Annotated in this window: 17 protein-coding genes; 9 read left to right on the top strand and 8 right to left on the bottom strand. The window is 64.6% G+C overall.

Features of this window, described 5'->3' with window-relative positions:
- The first annotated feature begins 23 nt into the window (after nucleotides 1–23).
- Complete coding sequence (locus tag AC13C7_RS16880) at nucleotides 24–653, top strand: RNA-binding protein (RefSeq protein WP_482868160.1); 630 nt, start codon at nucleotides 24–26, stop codon at nucleotides 651–653.
- Nucleotides 650–3127, top strand: a complete 2478-nt coding sequence (infB, locus tag AC13C7_RS16885; RefSeq protein WP_482868161.1) for a translation initiation factor IF-2 — start codon at nucleotides 650–652, stop codon at nucleotides 3125–3127. Before AC13C7_RS16880 ends, infB begins: the two co-directional genes overlap by 4 nt.
- A gap of 78 nt (nucleotides 3128–3205) precedes the next feature.
- Here the strand turns inward: infB and AC13C7_RS16890 are convergent, their stop codons facing one another.
- Entirely contained in the window at nucleotides 3206–3703 is a 498-nt protein-coding gene (locus AC13C7_RS16890; protein ID WP_446122277.1) for a c-type cytochrome, read from the bottom strand.
- A 185-nt stretch (nucleotides 3704–3888) separates the two neighbouring features.
- On the opposite strand from AC13C7_RS16890, the gene hslV reads away from it, so the two are divergent.
- The 5 genes from hslV to AC13C7_RS16915 are packed head-to-tail and all read left to right on the top strand — an operon-like array spanning nucleotide 3889 to nucleotide 9183.
- Nucleotides 3889–4446 carry an ATP-dependent protease subunit HslV gene (gene hslV, locus AC13C7_RS16895; protein ID WP_172318364.1) on the top strand — a complete coding sequence of 186 codons (558 nt, stop codon included), beginning with the start codon at nucleotides 3889–3891 and terminating at the stop codon, nucleotides 4444–4446.
- A complete protein-coding gene (locus AC13C7_RS16900) occupies nucleotides 4443–5528 on the top strand; it encodes a hypothetical protein (protein ID WP_482868162.1) in 1086 nt (361 codons plus the stop codon). The genes hslV and AC13C7_RS16900 overlap by 4 nt, the downstream gene beginning before the upstream one ends.
- Nucleotides 5525–6832 (top strand): ATP-dependent protease ATPase subunit HslU, encoded by a 1308-nt coding sequence (gene hslU, locus AC13C7_RS16905; protein WP_482868163.1) that lies wholly within the window; start codon nucleotides 5525–5527, stop codon nucleotides 6830–6832. Before AC13C7_RS16900 ends, hslU begins: the two co-directional genes overlap by 4 nt.
- A 39-nt stretch (nucleotides 6833–6871) precedes the next feature.
- Complete coding sequence (locus tag AC13C7_RS16910) at nucleotides 6872–7960, top strand: alpha/beta hydrolase (RefSeq protein WP_482868164.1); 1089 nt, start codon at nucleotides 6872–6874, stop codon at nucleotides 7958–7960.
- Nucleotides 7957–9183, top strand: a complete 1227-nt coding sequence (locus tag AC13C7_RS16915) for an MFS transporter (RefSeq protein ID WP_482868165.1) — start codon at nucleotides 7957–7959, stop codon at nucleotides 9181–9183. The genes AC13C7_RS16910 and AC13C7_RS16915 overlap by 4 nt, the downstream gene beginning before the upstream one ends.
- On the opposite strand, the gene AC13C7_RS16920 is transcribed toward AC13C7_RS16915, so the two are convergent.
- The 3 genes from AC13C7_RS16920 to AC13C7_RS16930 are packed head-to-tail and all read right to left on the bottom strand — an operon-like array spanning nucleotide 9166 to nucleotide 11466.
- Nucleotides 9166–9771: a Smr/MutS family protein gene (locus AC13C7_RS16920; protein ID WP_482868166.1), complete on the bottom strand. Its 606-nt coding sequence runs from the start codon at nucleotides 9769–9771 to the stop codon at nucleotides 9166–9168. The genes AC13C7_RS16915 and AC13C7_RS16920 overlap by 18 nt on opposite strands.
- A 3-nt stretch (nucleotides 9772–9774) precedes the next feature.
- Complete coding sequence (mltA, locus tag AC13C7_RS16925) at nucleotides 9775–10800, bottom strand: murein transglycosylase A (protein WP_446122283.1); 1026 nt, start codon at nucleotides 10798–10800, stop codon at nucleotides 9775–9777.
- A gap of 3 nt (nucleotides 10801–10803) precedes the next feature.
- A complete protein-coding gene (locus AC13C7_RS16930) occupies nucleotides 10804–11466 on the bottom strand; it encodes a Tim44/TimA family putative adaptor protein (protein WP_446122284.1) in 663 nt (220 codons plus the stop codon).
- A 131-nt stretch (nucleotides 11467–11597) separates the two neighbouring features.
- Between AC13C7_RS16930 and AC13C7_RS16935 the strand changes: the two genes are divergently transcribed.
- Entirely contained in the window at nucleotides 11598–12065 is a 468-nt protein-coding gene (locus AC13C7_RS16935; protein ID WP_482868167.1) for an FxsA family protein, read from the top strand.
- Nucleotides 12066–12119: 54 nt separating this feature from the next.
- The gene (secB, locus tag AC13C7_RS16940) at nucleotides 12120–12629 is read left to right on the top strand and encodes a protein-export chaperone SecB (protein WP_482868168.1); all 510 of its coding nucleotides are present in this window, start codon (nucleotides 12120–12122) and stop codon (nucleotides 12627–12629) included.
- Between the two features lie 52 nt (nucleotides 12630–12681).
- Here the strand turns inward: secB and dnaQ are convergent, their stop codons facing one another.
- Genes dnaQ through AC13C7_RS16960 form a run of 4 tightly spaced genes read right to left on the bottom strand, consistent with a single transcriptional unit; the run spans nucleotide 12682 to nucleotide 15384 of the window.
- Nucleotides 12682–13371 carry a DNA polymerase III subunit epsilon gene (gene dnaQ / locus AC13C7_RS16945; RefSeq protein ID WP_172318342.1) on the bottom strand — a complete coding sequence of 230 codons (690 nt, stop codon included), beginning with the start codon at nucleotides 13369–13371 and terminating at the stop codon, nucleotides 12682–12684.
- Complete coding sequence (gene coaE / locus AC13C7_RS16950; RefSeq protein WP_172318340.1) at nucleotides 13371–13958, bottom strand: dephospho-CoA kinase; 588 nt, start codon at nucleotides 13956–13958, stop codon at nucleotides 13371–13373. The genes dnaQ and coaE overlap by 1 nt, the downstream gene beginning before the upstream one ends.
- Complete coding sequence (locus tag AC13C7_RS16955; RefSeq protein ID WP_482868169.1) at nucleotides 13955–14791, bottom strand: shikimate dehydrogenase; 837 nt, start codon at nucleotides 14789–14791, stop codon at nucleotides 13955–13957. The genes coaE and AC13C7_RS16955 overlap by 4 nt, the downstream gene beginning before the upstream one ends.
- Nucleotides 14788–15384, bottom strand: a complete 597-nt coding sequence (locus AC13C7_RS16960; RefSeq protein ID WP_482868170.1) for a Maf family nucleotide pyrophosphatase — start codon at nucleotides 15382–15384, stop codon at nucleotides 14788–14790. The genes AC13C7_RS16955 and AC13C7_RS16960 overlap by 4 nt, the downstream gene beginning before the upstream one ends.
- Nucleotides 15385–15536 lie beyond the last annotated feature (152 nt).

Raw genomic sequence — 15536 nt, forward strand, 5'->3', positions numbered from 1 at the left:
GCAGGCTTCGGAACCTGACCGGAATGACCCGGGGTGGCCAAACCAGAACCAGCGATGAGCCCGAACGGCGCTGCATCGCGACCGGCGAAAGCCAGCCCAAATCCGGGCTGATCCGCTTTGTCGTGGGTCCGGACGAGACGATCGTGCCGGACCTGCTGGAAAAGCTGCCCGGTCGCGGCATCTGGGTCGCTGCCGACCGGGACGCGCTCAAGAAGGCGGTGGAGAAGAACCTCTTCAGCCGGGGCGCGAAACGCAAGGTGGCCCTGCCGGATGACCTGATCGCCCAGGTCGAGGCGGGGCTGGCGCGCCGGGTGGTGGACCTTGTCTCGTTGGCGCGCAAATCGGGCCATGCGGTTGCCGGGTTCGAGAAGGTGAAGATATGGCTCGCCGAGGGGCGGGCCAAGGTATTGCTCCAGGCCGCCGATGGCTCGGAGCGTGGAAAAACGAAACTCTGGACGCCGGAGGGAGGCCGATATTTCGGCTGTCTGACGTCCCAGGAATTGGGTTTGGCTTTCGGCCGCCAAAGTGTGATACATGGCGCGCTGGCGGCTGGTGGACTCGAACGACGTGTTGTAGAGGAGGCCTCGAAGCTGCGGGGCCTGCGCGGCACATACGGCGAAAACCTCGCCGAGAAGGATGCGAAAGACGTATGAGCGATCAAGACGGTAAAAAAACCCTGGGGCTTTCCGGTGGCGCGCGCAATGGCCGCGTGAACCAGAGCTTCTCGCGCGGGCGGACGAAAAGCGTTGTGGTGGAAACCAAGCGCAAGCGTGTGGTCGTGCCCAAGCCCGGATCCTCGGGTGGCGGTGCTGGCGGTGAAGCCGTCAAGCGCCCCTCGGGCGTGTCCGACGCCGAGATGGAGCGCCGCCTGAAGGCGTTGCAGGCCGCGAAATCCCGCGAGGCCGAAGAGGCCGAGAACCGCGCCCGCGAGGAGCGCGAGCGCGAGGAGGAACGCGAACGCCGCCGCGCAGAGATCGAGGCCAAGGAACGCGAAGAGCGTGAGCGCGAAGAGGCGCTGAAGGCCAAGGAAGAGGACGACCAGCGCCGCCTGGCCGAGGAGGAATCGCGCCGCACCGCCGAAAAGGCCGCGACCGACGCCCCTGCCCCCGCGAAATCCGCCGATCCGCAGCGCGCGCCGGTCAACAAGCCCGGTACGCCAACGCCCCGCCGCGACAAGGATCGCGACGACAAGGGCGGGCGCGGCAAGGCCCCCGAGCGCGATGGTCGCCGCACCGGCAAGCTGACCGTGAACCAGGCGCTTGCAGGCCGCGATGGCGGACGCCAGCGGTCGATGGCCGCGATGAAGCGCAAGCAGGAGCGTGCCCGGCAGAAGGCCATGGGCGGCCAGGTCGAGCGTGAAAAAATCGTGCGCGACGTGCAGGTGCCGGATTCGATCATCGTGTCCGAGCTTGCCAACCGCATGGCCGAACGCGTCGCCGACGTGGTCAAGGCGCTGATGAACATGGGCATGATGGTCACGCAGAACCAGCCCGTTGATCAAGATACCGCCGAGCTGATCGTCGAAGAATTCGGCCACAACATGGTGCGGGTCTCCGATTCCGACGTGGAACAGGTCATCGACTCGGTCGAGGACAAGCCCGAGGATCTGGTCTCGCGCCCGCCGGTCATCACCATCATGGGCCATGTCGACCACGGCAAGACCTCGCTTCTGGACGCGATCCGCAACGCCAAGGTCGTCGCCGGTGAGGCGGGCGGCATCACGCAGCATATCGGGGCCTACCAGGTCACCACCGACAAGGGTGCGGTGCTGTCCTTCCTCGATACGCCGGGCCACGCGGCCTTTACCTCGATGCGCGCGCGCGGTGCCCAGGTCACGGATATCGTGGTTTTGGTCGTGGCCGCCGATGACGCGGTGATGCCGCAGACGGTGGAGGCGATCAATCACGCCAAGGCCGCAGGCGTCCCGATGATCGTCGCGATCAACAAGATCGACCGCCCCGCCGCCGACCCCAACAAGGTCCGCACCGACCTGCTTCAGCACGAAGTCGTGGTCGAGGGCATGTCGGGCGACGTGCAGGATGTCGAGGTTTCGGCCATGACCGGCCAGGGCCTGGACGACCTGCTGGACGCCATCGCGTTGCAGGCCGAAATCCTGGAACTGAAGGCCAACCCCGACCGCTCCGCCTCGGGCGCGGTGATCGAGGCGCAGCTGGATGTGGGTCGCGGCCCCGTCGCCACGGTTCTGGTGCAGAACGGCACCCTGAAACAGGGCGATATCTTCGTCGTCGGCGAACAATGGGGCAAGGTCCGCGCGTTGGTCGATGACAAGGGCGAACGTGTGAAAGAGGCCGGTCCGTCGGTTCCGGTCGAGGTTCTCGGCCTCAACGGCACGCCCGAGGCGGGCGACGTCCTGAACGTCGTCGACACCGAGGCACAGGCCCGCGAAATCGCCGATTACCGGACCCAGGCCGCCAAGGACAAGCGCGCCGCAGCCGGTGCCGCGACCACGCTCGATCAGCTTCTGGCCAAGGCCAAGGCGGATGAGAGCGTGGCCGAATTGCCGGTCTTGATGAAAGCCGATGTGCAGGGGTCCGCCGAGGCGATCGCGCAAGCGCTGGAGAAGATCGGAAACGACGAAGTGCGTGTGCGCATCCTTCATGCCGGTGTGGGTGCCATCACCGAAAGCGACATCACCCTGGCCGAAGCGTCCGGCGCACCGGTGATCGGCTTCAACGTCCGGGCCAATGCGCCTGCACGCAACGCGGCCAACCAGAAGGGTGTCGAGATCCGCTATTACTCGATCATCTACGATCTGGTGGATGACGTGAAAAAGGCGGCCTCTGGTTTGCTCTCGGCGGAGGTGCGCGAGAACTTCATCGGTTACGCCGAGATCAAGGACACGTTCCGCGTCACCGGCGTCGGCAATGTCGCGGGCTGCCTGGTGACCGAAGGCGTGGCCCGCCGCTCCGCCGGGGTGCGCCTCTTGCGCGACAACGTGGTGATCCACGAAGGCACGCTGAAGACGCTCAAGCGCTTCAAGGACGAAGTGAAAGAGGTCCAGTCCGGCCAGGAATGCGGCATGGCGTTCGAGAATTACGACGATATCCGCAAAGGCGATGTCATCGAAATCTTCGAGCGCGAAGAGGTCGAGCGCAGCCTGACCTGACACCGGGCTACGGGAACAAGAGAAAGGCGCGCCGCCGGGTCCGGGGGCGCGCCTTTCTCGTTCTCGGTGACGGATCGCCTACTCGGACGCGTCCTCTTCCATTTCATCGTCCTCCATTTCATCGTCCTCCATCTCGTCGGGACCGAGCGAGACAATGAAGGCCCAGAGGTTGGCCACATCCTCTTCATCCACCCGCTGCGGGGACATCGCGCTGCGCAGGCGGCTGTTGCCGGTGTATTCGCGCAGGAACTCGGTGGCGTTCGGGACATACTCGCTGAAGGTCTCCTCATTCCAGACCAGCCCGGCCTCGGCGGCCTCAAGGATGCCGGGACCATAGCGGAAATCCTCGATGCTGGCGGCGGGACGCCCGGAGATGCCGTAGAGGTTCGGCCCGGTACGCCCGTTGCGGCCGGCCAGCACGTTGCCCTCGGGGTCGCGCACGACGTGGCAGGCGATACATTGGCGGAACGCCGCCTCACCGGCTTGGGGATCACCGGACGGGGCGGCCTCATCGCTGTCGGCAAACGCCATCGGCGCGGCCAGCACAGCGGCTGCAAAGCTAAGGGTACGGATCATTCTAGTCCTCCTGATAATCACATTCGCGCAGTGAGTGGGAATATAGTGCGCCATCGCGGCGGGGAAACCCGAAAGAATTGTCACGGGCGGGGCAGGGAGCCGGGTCGTGCCCGTGCCTTGCGGCCCCCTCCCTTGCGGCCACCCAGCCAGATGGTCATATAGGCCACGCAACCAAGGAGATCGGCATGAGCAATTCGGAGTTTCCCGGCTGGCACGGCACCACGATCATCGGCATCCGCAAGGGCGATGAGGTCGTTGTCGCGGGTGATGGCCAGGTCAGCCTGGGTCAGACCGTGATCAAGGGCTCGGCCCGCAAGGTGCGCCGCCTGTCTCCCGGCGGCTATGACGTCGTGGCCGGGTTCGCAGGCTCTACCGCCGATGCTTTTGCGCTGCTGGAGCGGCTGGAGGCCAAACTGGAGGCCACGCCGGGTCAATTGCAGCGCGCCAGTGTCGAACTGGCCAAGGACTGGCGCACCGACAAGTACCTGCAAAAGCTGGAGGCGATGCTGATCGTGACCGACGGGTCGGAACTCTACGTCATTACCGGCGCGGGCGATGTGCTGGAACCCGAACACGGGATTGCCGCCATCGGATCGGGCGGCAACTATGCCCTCGCGGCCGCCCGCGCGATGATCGACACCGACAAGGACGCCGAGGAGATCGCCCGCAGCGCCATGCAGATCGCAGCCGATATCTGTGTCTATACCAACGGAAATCTGACGGTCGAGCGGATCGGCAAATGACCGACATCACCCGCGACGACATCCGCGCCGCCGTCGGCGCGGGCATGATGACCGAGGCGCAGGCGGCCTCGCTGGTGGCGCTTTCGCAGACCCGCAGCGGGGTGCGTCAGCACATGTCGGGGCTGGATGAGCCGTTCGAGCTTTTCCGTGGGTTCAACGAGGTCTTCATCATCGTGGGCCTTGTCATCCTCTATTCGGGCTGGCTTGGCGTCACGGGCATCACGCTGACCAACTTCACCGCCAACGGCTCCACCTGGACCTTGATCTACGCGCTGATCGCCATCGCGGTGATCGGCCTCCTGGCGTGGTATTTCACCCTGAAACGACGGATGGTCGGCCCCTCCATCGTTCTCGCCATCTTCTTCGCGCAGGCGGCGGGCCAGTTGGGGGCGGCGCTTGGCTGGATGATGCAGGCGAACCTGCCGCAATGGCTGACCATGGCGGCGGGCACGGCGACGGTGCTTCTTGGCGGCTATTACGCGATATTCCGGGTGCCGTTCACCATGGCACTGATCGCGGGCGGCGTGTTCCTGACGGCCTTCGGGCTTGTCTCGCTTGGCGGCACCCTGCCCCAGGATCCGCGTGACATGTTCCTGCTGACCAATGACGGCCCCTTCGCGATCCTGACCATGGCGCTTGGGCTTGTCGGCCTGATCGTGGCGCTCTGGTTCGACATGAGCGATCCGCATCGCCTGACCCGCCGCGCGCAAAGCGGGTTCTGGCTGCATGTCATCGCCGCACCCGCCATCGTCAACACCGTGGCGCTGACCCTGTTCGAGATCGGCACCCTGCCCGCGCAGGCCAGCCTGATCGCCTTCGTCGCCGCCATGGCGATCTTTGCCATCGTGATCGACCGGCGGTCTTTCCTTGTCTCGGCGGTCGGCTATATCGTGGCCCTGTCGATGACGGTGATCGAGGATAACGCCTTCTTCGTCATCCTTGGCCTCGGCCTTGTCCTGGTGCTGCTTGGCGCGAAATGGGAAGCGATCCGCCGCACCGTCCTGAACAGCCTGCCCCGCTTTCCCGGCAAGACCCGCCTTCCCCCCTGGCAGATGCTGCCCAAAGAGGAGCCCGCACCATGACCGACATGACCCCGCGTGAAATCGTCAGCGAGCTGGACCGCTTCGTGATCGGCCAGAAGGACGCCAAGCGCGCCGTGGCCGTGGCCCTGCGCAACCGCTGGCGGCGCAAGCAGCTGTCCGACGACCTGCGCGACGAGGTCTACCCCAAGAACATCCTGATGATCGGCCCCACCGGCGTCGGCAAGACCGAGATCAGCCGCCGCCTGGCCAAGCTGGCCCATGCGCCGTTCCTGAAGGTCGAGGCAACCAAGTTCACCGAAGTGGGCTATGTCGGTCGCGACGTGGAACAGATCATCCGCGATCTGGTCGACAACGCCATCATCCAGACCCGCGCCCATATGCGCGAGGAGGTCAAGGCCCGCGCCGAAGCCGCCGCCGAGGATCGCGTGATCGAGGCCATCGCAGGCTCCGACGCCCGCGAGCAGACCCGCGAGATGTTCCGAAAGAAGCTGCGCGACGGCCTGCTGGACGATCATGAGATCGAGCTGGACGTGGCCGACACCTCCAACCCGATGAGCATGTTCGAGATCCCCGGCCAGCCGGGGCAGAACATGGGGATGATGAACCTCGGCGACGTATTCGGGAAAGCCTTCGGGGGCCGCACCACGCGGCGCAAGATGAAGGTGCGCGACAGCTATGACGTGCTGATCGGCGAGGAGGCCGACAAGCTGCTGGACGACGAGACCGTGACCAAGGCCGCGCTGGAAGCGGTGGAACAGAACGGCATCGTGTTCCTGGACGAGATCGACAAGGTTTGCGCCCGGTCGGATGCGCGCGGCGCGGATGTCTCCCGCGAGGGCGTGCAGCGCGACCTGCTGCCGCTGATCGAAGGCACGACCGTCTCGACCAAGCACGGGGCGGTGCAGACCGATCATATCCTTTTCATCGCCTCGGGCGCGTTCCATATCGCCAAGCCCTCCGACCTGTTGCCCGAATTGCAGGGCCGCCTGCCGATCCGGGTCGAGTTGCGGGCGCTGACGGAAGAGGATTTCGTGCGCATCCTGACCGAGACCGACAACGCCCTGACCCGGCAATACACCGCCTTGATGGCGACGGAGGAGGTGAAGGTCACCTTCACCGAGGACGGGATCAAGGCCCTGGCGGGGATCGCGGCGCAAGTCAATCAGAGCGTTGAGAATATCGGCGCACGCAGGCTCTATACCGTGATGGAACGGGTGTTCGAGGAGCTCAGCTTCACCGCCCCCGACCGCCCCGGGGACGAGATTGTCGTGGATGCCACGTTCGTCGACGATAATCTGGGCGAGCTGATGAAATCCGCCGATCTCAGCCGCTACGTGCTATAGGGGCTGCGAGTCTCCCCGCGATCGGTTAGGGCCGTTCAGATGATCCGTCCCCTCTTCCTTGTTCTGGCCGTGTTTGTTGCCTCCTGCGGGCCGCAACCGCGCATCGAAATGGTGCCGGATGAAACCCAGGTGACGGCGACGCGCACCGTCTTCGTCGCCACGAACCGCGCCTTCGAGAACCAGAGCTACAGCGCCGGACGCGAGTCCGAACTGGATTACACGAGGTTCGAGGTCGCGATCCCGCCCGTGCGTGAGGTCGGCGAGATCTCCTGGGCCGAATACCGCTATGATCCGGAGACCGATTTTGGTGTCGTGCGGGCTGACCGCTACGGCAGTGCCGGGGCCTTCCGCAGCCAGATCCGCCGCGAATTGCAGGCGCGACCCGTCGCCGACCGCGAGGTCGTGGTGTTCATCCACGGCTATTACAACAACTTCGCCTCAGGCCTTTTTCGCGTGGCGCAGATGGCGCATGATTACGACACGGCCGGCGTGGTTGCGCATTTCTCATGGCCCAGTGCGGGCAACCCGCTTGGCTATGTCTTCGACCGTGAAAGCGCGACATTCTCGCGCGATGCGCTTGAGGTGTTCCTGCGCGACCTCTCTGCCGCCGGGGCCGAAAGGATCCTCTTGATCGGGCATTCTGTCGGGGCCAGCCTTGCGATGGAAACCCTGCGCCAGATACGGATTTCGGGCAATGACGCGGTGCTGGACGATCTGTCAGGCGTTGTCCTGATTTCGCCCGATATCGACATCGAGGTGTTCCAGACACAGGCCCGCGCGCTGGAACCCCTGCCGCAGCCCTTCGTCATCATGACTTCGCGCCAGGACCGCGCGCTGCGGCTGTCGGCGGGCATTACCGGGCGGCAGAACCGGCTTGGCAGCATCGGCACGCCCGAGGATGTGGCCGAATTCGAGATCACGCTGTTCGACCTTTCGGCCTTCGAGGGCGGGGCGGGCGATTGGGCCAATCACGCGACCTTTGCCACCTCGCCGTCGCTGATCCGGCTGCTCGGGGGCTTCCCGACCTTCGGCGCGGCACAGGAAGAAAGCGCCATCGGTCTCGTGCCCGGAACGGTCCTGACGATCCAGAACGCGACGCAGATCCTGCTCAGCCCCGTCTTGCAATGACGCCGTTCACGACCTTCCTGCGCGACAATGCGGCGTTTCTTTTTGCGGGCGGGCTTCTGGCCTTCACCTCCAGCTTTGGACAGACCTTCTTTATCTCGATCTTCGCGGGTCAGATCATGGAGGAATTCTCGCTCAGCCATGGGCAGTGGGGCGTGATCTATTCCGTCGGCACCGCGGCATCGGCGGCGGTGATGTTGTGGTCGGGTGCGTTGACCGACCGGTTTCGCGTCAGGAACCTGGGGGTTGTTGTGCTGCTTGGCCTTGCCGGGGCCTCGGTCGTAATGGCCGGAAACCCCTGGGGCTGGCTGTTGCCGGTGTCGATCTTCCTGTTGCGGCTGACCGGGCAGGGCATGACCAGCCACATCGCCACGGTCGCCATGGCGCGCTGGTTCGTGGCGACGCGGGGTCGGGCGCTGGCCGTGGCGGGAACCGGGATCGCCCTGGGCGAGGCGCTGCTGCCGCTGCTCTTCGTCTGGGTCATGGCCTTTGTCGACTGGCGGCTTCTGTGGCTGGCGGCGGGGCTGTTCGTGCTGATGGTGGTGCCGCTGATGCACCGGCTGCTGAGGCAGGAGCGTACACCGCAATCGCTGGCGGAATCGGACAATGTCACGGGGATGCAGGACCGGCACTGGACCCGCGGCCAAATGCTGCGCCACCCGCTGTTCTGGTGCATGCTTCCCGCCATCATGGGCCCGTCCGCCTTTGTAACCGCGTTGTTTTTCCAGCAGGTTCACCTGTCCGAGATGAAGGGATGGAGCCATGTGTCCTTTGTCGCGCTGTTCCCTCTCTACACCACCGTGGTGACGGCGTTCATGCTGCTGTCGGGATGGGCCATCGACCGGTTCGGCACCGCGCGGCTGATGCCCTGGTATCAGGTTCCCATCGCGCTCAGCTTCCTCGTCATGGCCAGCGCCGAGAGCCTTCCTGGCGCGGCGCTGGCCTTTGCGCTGATGGGTGTAACCTCGGGCGCGAACGCCACACTGCCCGCCGCCTTCTGGGCCGAGTTCTACGGCACCCGCAACCTGGGCGGGATCAAGGCGGTGGCGACGGCGGCAATGGTCCTCGGGTCGGCCATCGGACCGGCGATCACGGGGCTGTTGATCGACGCGGGCATGCCGTTCACGACGCAAATGTCAGGGATTGCGATCTGGTTCATCGCATCGTCGCTGCTCCTGACCTTTGGCGTGATCCGCGCCCGCGCCAGTCTAGCGCGAGCGGCGTAGATAGACGTAATAGGCGCCAGAGCCACCATGGCGCAGATGCGCCTCGCGGATTTCCAGGACCAGCCCCGACAGGGGGCCCGCACGCAGCCAGGCGGGAACCTGGTGTTTCAACACGCCGCGGCGCGCGGGGATCGGGCCGGGATCATCGCGATGTTTGCCTTTGCCGGTGATCACCAGGACCAACCGCTTGCCCTGCGCCTGCGCGCGCTGGATGAAACCGATCAGCGCGGGATGCGCCTGATCCAGCGTCATGCCGTGCAGGTCGATCCGGCCCTCGGGGCTCAGCTTGCCGCGTTTCATCTTCTTGTGGGTGGCGTGATCCATGCGGACGGGCGCTGCGGCCAGACGGTCCGAGATCGACGGCGACAGGCGGTGGCCGGGCAGGGCGGGCGGGGCGGTCTCGCCGATGCGGAAATCCTGCACCTTGAAATCCGGCTCCGGCGTCCTGGCCGGTGTCGGTTTCGGTCTTGGACGCGATTGGTCAAGAACGGGTTTCTTGGGCTGCGCATTGCGCGTCACGGTCTTGGCGACGGCGGACCACAGTTTCCTGTCCTCATTGCTGAGCGTCCTGGGCGGGCGTCGGGCCATGGCTCAAGCCTCCGGCACGGCCAGATTGGCAAGTTCGATCGGCAAGAGAACGATCATCCGGCCAGGGTCGCGGATGCGGCCCGCCTCGCGCCCCGCCGCGTCGCCAGTGCCGTAGAAGATGTCGGCGCGTTGCGGCCCCTGAATGGCGGACCCGGTGTCCTGCGCGATCATCAAGCGGCGCAGGGGGGCTTCGCCATCCTTCTCGATCCAGACCGGCGCGCCGAGCGGCGTGAAATCGGGATCGACCGCAATGCTGCGCATGGTGGTGATGGAGCGGTTCATCGCACCAAGCGGGCCATCCTCCGGGCTGCGGGTGCGGATGACGCGGAAGAAGACGTAGGAGGGGTTGTGATACAGCAGGGCGCGCCCCTCGACGGGATTGCGCCGCACCCAGTTACGGATCACCTGCGCCGAGACCTGATGCGGCTGGTAGATGCCACGCCGGACCAGTTCCTGCCCGACCGAGCGGTATTCATGCCCGTTGCGCCCGCCATAGCCGACCCGGATCACCGATCCGTCGCGCAGGCGGATGCGGCCCGACCCCTGGACTTGCAGAAAGAACAGCTCGACCGAATCGTCGACCCAGGCGATCTCCAGCCCGCGACCCTCCAGCACGCCGCTCTCCTCGATCTCCTGCCGCGTTCGCCAGAGGCCGGTGACCTCGGGGGGCAGGCGATAGACCGGGTAGCGAAAGCGCCCCGTGCGCACGCGCGAGCCGTCAAGCTCAGGCTCGAAATAGCCGGTAAAGAGCGCGTCACCTTCGCCGCCGAACATCACGGGGCGGAAGAACAGCTCGAAAAACGTGCGGGCGGCGGGGCGTTGTTGGGCAAGTGCACAGAGGCGGAGCCACTCGCCATCCGTCATGTCGGGGCAGGTGTTCAGGAACACGTCGAGCGCGGCCTCGTGATCATCCTCGGCCCAACCATCGAGATCGTCGAAACGGAGGATCTCGGCACTAACCTGGGGCATGGCGGGCGTTCCGATGCTGGCGAAAAGCGATACCAGCAGTGCTATCAGCCCGCCGCGCATGGGTCATCCGCCAGTGGCAACCAGGACCCAGTTCGGATTGTCGCTGCCCATCTCGCGGGCAAAGGTCCAGATATCGCGCTGCCGCTTGATGGCGTTGGGGTCGCCTTCGACAATCTCGCCCTCGGCGTTGCGCACGACCGAGGTCAGTTCGCCGACGAAGCGGATGGTGATCTGCGCCTCGCTGGTGGCGCGGTCAAATTCGGCCTCCTGCAGGGTCAATTCGCGCACACCGACGAAATTGGCGTCGATTGTCAGGCCCTGCGCCTCGCGCTCGGAGATGACGGATTCGAACGTCTCCATCACGTCATCGGCCAGGAAGGGGCGCAGCCCATCGACATCGCCATTCTCGAACGCCATCAGGATCATCTCATAGGCGCCGCGCGCACCGCCGAGGAATTCCGAGACGCTGAAGCCGGGTTCGGCCATCTTCATCGCGGCCAGCGCCTTGGCCGAATTGCTGCCATCCTCGACATGGTCGGTGATGTCGCGGTCGGGGCCACCCTCGATCACCTCGAAATCGCGGCGACGGTCGGGGCGGCTGCGCTCCACCGGGCGCATCGGCTCCGATTCGTGGCCTTCCCGCGTGCCCAACACGCTGCGCAGCTTGAGGATCAGGAATATCGCGATCCCGGCCAGCACCAGCAATTGCAGAAGCGAAGAATTCATCGCGGGACACCTCTTGTCTCGGTTGTGGCCTTACATATTCGGACCAATCACACATATGTAGGCACGGGGGCCGGGCAAGTCCATGTGGCAGAGCCGCGAGTTTCCGCCCTTTTGGCCAGAAAGGAACGCATATGTGGCTGTTTTTTCTTTTCGTCGGTGTGCCGATCCTCGAGATCGCCCTGTTCATCCAGGTCGGCGGCTGGCTTGGCCTGTGGCCGACGCTGGCCATCGTGGTCGCCACGGCGATTGCAGGCACGATGATGGTGAAGTCGCAGGGCGCACAGGCATTGGCGAAATTGCAGCGCAGTTTCAATGACCTGACCGACCCGACCGAGCCGCTGGCCCATGGCGCGATGATCCTGTTTTCCGGCGCTCTGCTGCTGACGCCGGGGTTTTTCACCGATGCGCTTGGCTTTGCACTGCTGTTTCCGGGCGTGCGCCGTTTCGTGATGCGCCAGATCGGCAAGCGGATCGAGGTCCGCTCGGTCGTGTCAGGGCAGGAGCGCTGGCGCGCGCGGCCCGACGACGATGTGATCGACGGCGACTACGAGGTCGAGGGGAGCGAGCGGCGCAGCCCCACGGACCTGACCAGGCATTGAGGCCCCCAGACGGGTCTGGTAAACCGCGCCATGAACATTTGATGGGAGAGCCTGATGGCTGAAGAAAACGGGGCCGAAAGCCCGGAAACCACCGCCGGGCAGGATGCGCCGGTGATGCCGAAGATGCAGATCCTGGGCCAGTTCGTCCGCGATCTGTCCTTCGAGAATATCGCCGCGCAGAAAGGCGTGCAGGGCAATACGCAGCCCGAGGTGCAGATGCAGATCGGCGTCGAGGGGCGCAAGCGTCAGACCGAGAACCAGTATGACGTGATGATCAAGCTGAAGATCGACAGCAAGACCAAGGAAGACAACCAGCAGATTTTCCTGATCGAGATGGAATACGCCGGGATCTTCCAGATCGAGAACATCAAGCAGGAGCAGTTGCACCCGTTCCTGCATATCGAATGTCCGCGGATGCTGTTTCCTTACGTCCGGCGCATCGTGTCCGACGTGACCCGCGATGGCGGTTTCCCGGCGCTGAACCTCGACAATGTCGATTTCATCCAGGTTTACCGCAACGATCTGGCCCGCCGCGCGCAGGCCAAGCCGCACGCCGACGCCTGAAGCATGTCGCTCAAAAGTGGGAACCGGTTTTGAGCTTCTCGGACATGCGACTCTAAGACCGGTTCCAGACAGCGCCGTCGCCCAACTCGTCTACAAAGGCGGCATGGGCGGCGGCTTCTTCTTCTGTAAGACGGGATGGCAGCGGGGTCGGACGGGGCCGGGGGCGCCAGCTCTCGGTATCCTGTCCTAGCCCCTGATCGCGGCTGCGTGTGTTCAGCACCAAACCCGGTTGCCGACCGCCGATCAGTTCCAGATAGACCTCGGCCAGGATCTCGGAATCGAGCAGTGCGCCGTGCTTCTCACGCGCGGAATTGTCGATCCCGAAGCGACGGCAGAGCGCATCGAGGGATGCGGGCGAGCCGGGGAATTTCTTGCGCGCGATGGCCAGCGTGTCCAGCGCCTGGGTGTCGGGCAGCTTGCGCAGTTTCGCCCATTCCAGCTCGGCGTTCAGGAACTTCATGTCGAAGCCCGCATTGTGAATGACCAGCTGCGCGTCGCCGACGAAATCCAGAAACTCCTGCGCGATGGCGCGGAAGACAGGTTTATCGCGCAGGAATTCATCGCCCAAGCCATGGACCGCGAAGGCCGATTCCGGCATCGCGCGTTCGGGGTTGATATATTGGTGATAGACCCGGCCCGTGGGCATGTGGTTGAGCAACTCAACCCCCCCGATCTCGACGATCCGGTCGCCTTCCGCCGGTTCGAACCCCGTGGTTTCGGTATCCAGAACGATCTGCCGCATCACATGCCTTTCGTCAGGTTGTCGATCAACGCATCCACCTTCTGCCGCGTCACGTCACGGTCGTAGGTTTCGATAACATAGTCTGCCCGTTGCCTTTTTTCACGATCCGGCACCTGGCGCGCAAGGATCGAAGCGAATGTCTTTTCGGTCATGCCGGGCCGCTCCAGCACGCGGCGGCGCTGTTCCGTGGCATCGACCGAGACCACAAGAACCGCGTCCATCGCATCCGCCGCGCCGGTTTCATAGAGCAAGGGGATATCGAGGACCACCAGCGGGGCATCGGAATGCGCCGCCAGGAAATCGGCGCGGTCCTGCGCGACGAGGGGATGCACGATGGCCTCGATCTGTTTCAGGGCCGTGTCGTCGCGCGCCATCCAATCCTTGAGCGCCCCGCGATCCACGGCACCGTCCGTCACCGCCTGGGGGCAGATTTCGGCGATTTCGGGACCCGCCGCGCCACCCGCCTGATAGAGGCGATGCACCGCCGCGTCGGCATCCCAGACCGGCACACCGGCGCGGCGAAAGAAATTGGCCGTGGTCGTCTTGCCCATCCCGATGGAGCCGGTGAGACCCAGGACAAAGCTCATTCCTGCCCCAACATCACCGCGCGCAATTCGTCGTCAACCTCGGGCTTCTTGCCGAACCAGCGCTCGAAACCGGGAGCCGCCTGATGCAGCAGCATTCCCAGGCCATCGACAACATGGCAGCCGATCGCGGCCGCATCGCGCAGGAGGTCGGTTTCCAGCGGGTTATAGACAATATCGGCCACGACCGTGCGCGGGTAGAGATTGTCGAGGTTGAAATGCAGCGGCTGGCCGCCCGCCATGCCAAGCGAGGTGGTATTCACAAGAAACGCCGTGTCGGGCAACACATCGGGAATGCGGGTCCAGTCCGTGACCTGCACCCGCGCGCCGAAATGCTGGTGCAGCGCGTCGGCGCGGCTGCGGGTGCGGTTGACCAGGAAGATATGCGGGCATCCCTCGGCCAGCAGGGTGCAAACAATCGCCCGCGCCGCGCCGCCGGCACCCAGGACCAGCGCGGCCCCCTCATCGGCGCGCCAGCCGGGGGTGTATTGTTTCACGTTCTCGATAAAACCCGCGCCGTCGGTATTATCCGCCTGCAAACGCCCGTTCGCCGTGAAGGTCAGCGTGTTCGCCGCCCCGATCAGCGCCGCGCGGTCGGTCACGCCATCGGCGATCTGCAACACGGTTTCCTTGTGCGGGATGGTGACGTTGACGCCGGAAAACCCAAGTTCCGGCAACAGGCGCAGCGTTTCATGCAGATTGTCGCGCGTCACATGCAGCGGCACGTAATGCCCGTCTATGCCATAGCGATCCAGCCAATGGCCATGCAACCGGGGCGAGCGGCTATGCGCGATCGGATCGCCGATCACACCGGCAAGCAGCAATTTGTCACTCATCCCTCGATCACCCCCCTCTGGGTCAGGTAACCGATCAGCTCCAGCAATGGCAAACCCAGAACGGTGAAATAGTCGCCCTCGACCCGCGAGAAGAGGCGCACGCCCTCCTGCTCCAGCTTGTAGGCCCCGACGGAATCGGCAATGCCGGGCCAGTTGCGGCTCATGTATTGGGCGATGTAGTCGTCGCTGAGGTTGCGCATTTCCAGCCGGACCTGGCCGACATGCCGCCAGACAGGTTGTTCGTTCTCGTAGATCACAACGGCGGAGTGCAGCTTGTGGCTATGGCCGCGCAGCTCGATCAGTTGCGAAATCGCGCCTTCCACGTTCTTGGGTTTCGAAAGCAGTTTGCCACGAAATTCCAGCACCTGATCGCAGCCGATCACCATCGCGTCGGCGTGTTTCTGTGAGACCTTGCGGGCTTTGTATTCGGCCAGGGCATCGGCGATGTCATGCGGCGTGGCCCCGTCTTGCAGCATCGAGGACTTGATCGCCGCCTCGTCGATCCGGGCGGCCTGCGTCCTGAACCGGATCCCCGATTGCTTGAGCAGCGACTGACGGACCTCGGACGCCGTGGCGAGGATGAGCGCAGGCATTGGATAACTCTCTGAACAAGTCACGGGAAAACCGCTTGGATGGGATCTGTATAACTGCGCGATTCAGCGAAATCCACGGAAGTTGGCCGGGTTATGCCGCTTTTGCGCGGGAGTTACCCTTGGGGGCAATCGCCGCACCGGAACCGGTGAAG

This window comes from Alterinioella sp. B-7 (assembly GCF_056857775.1).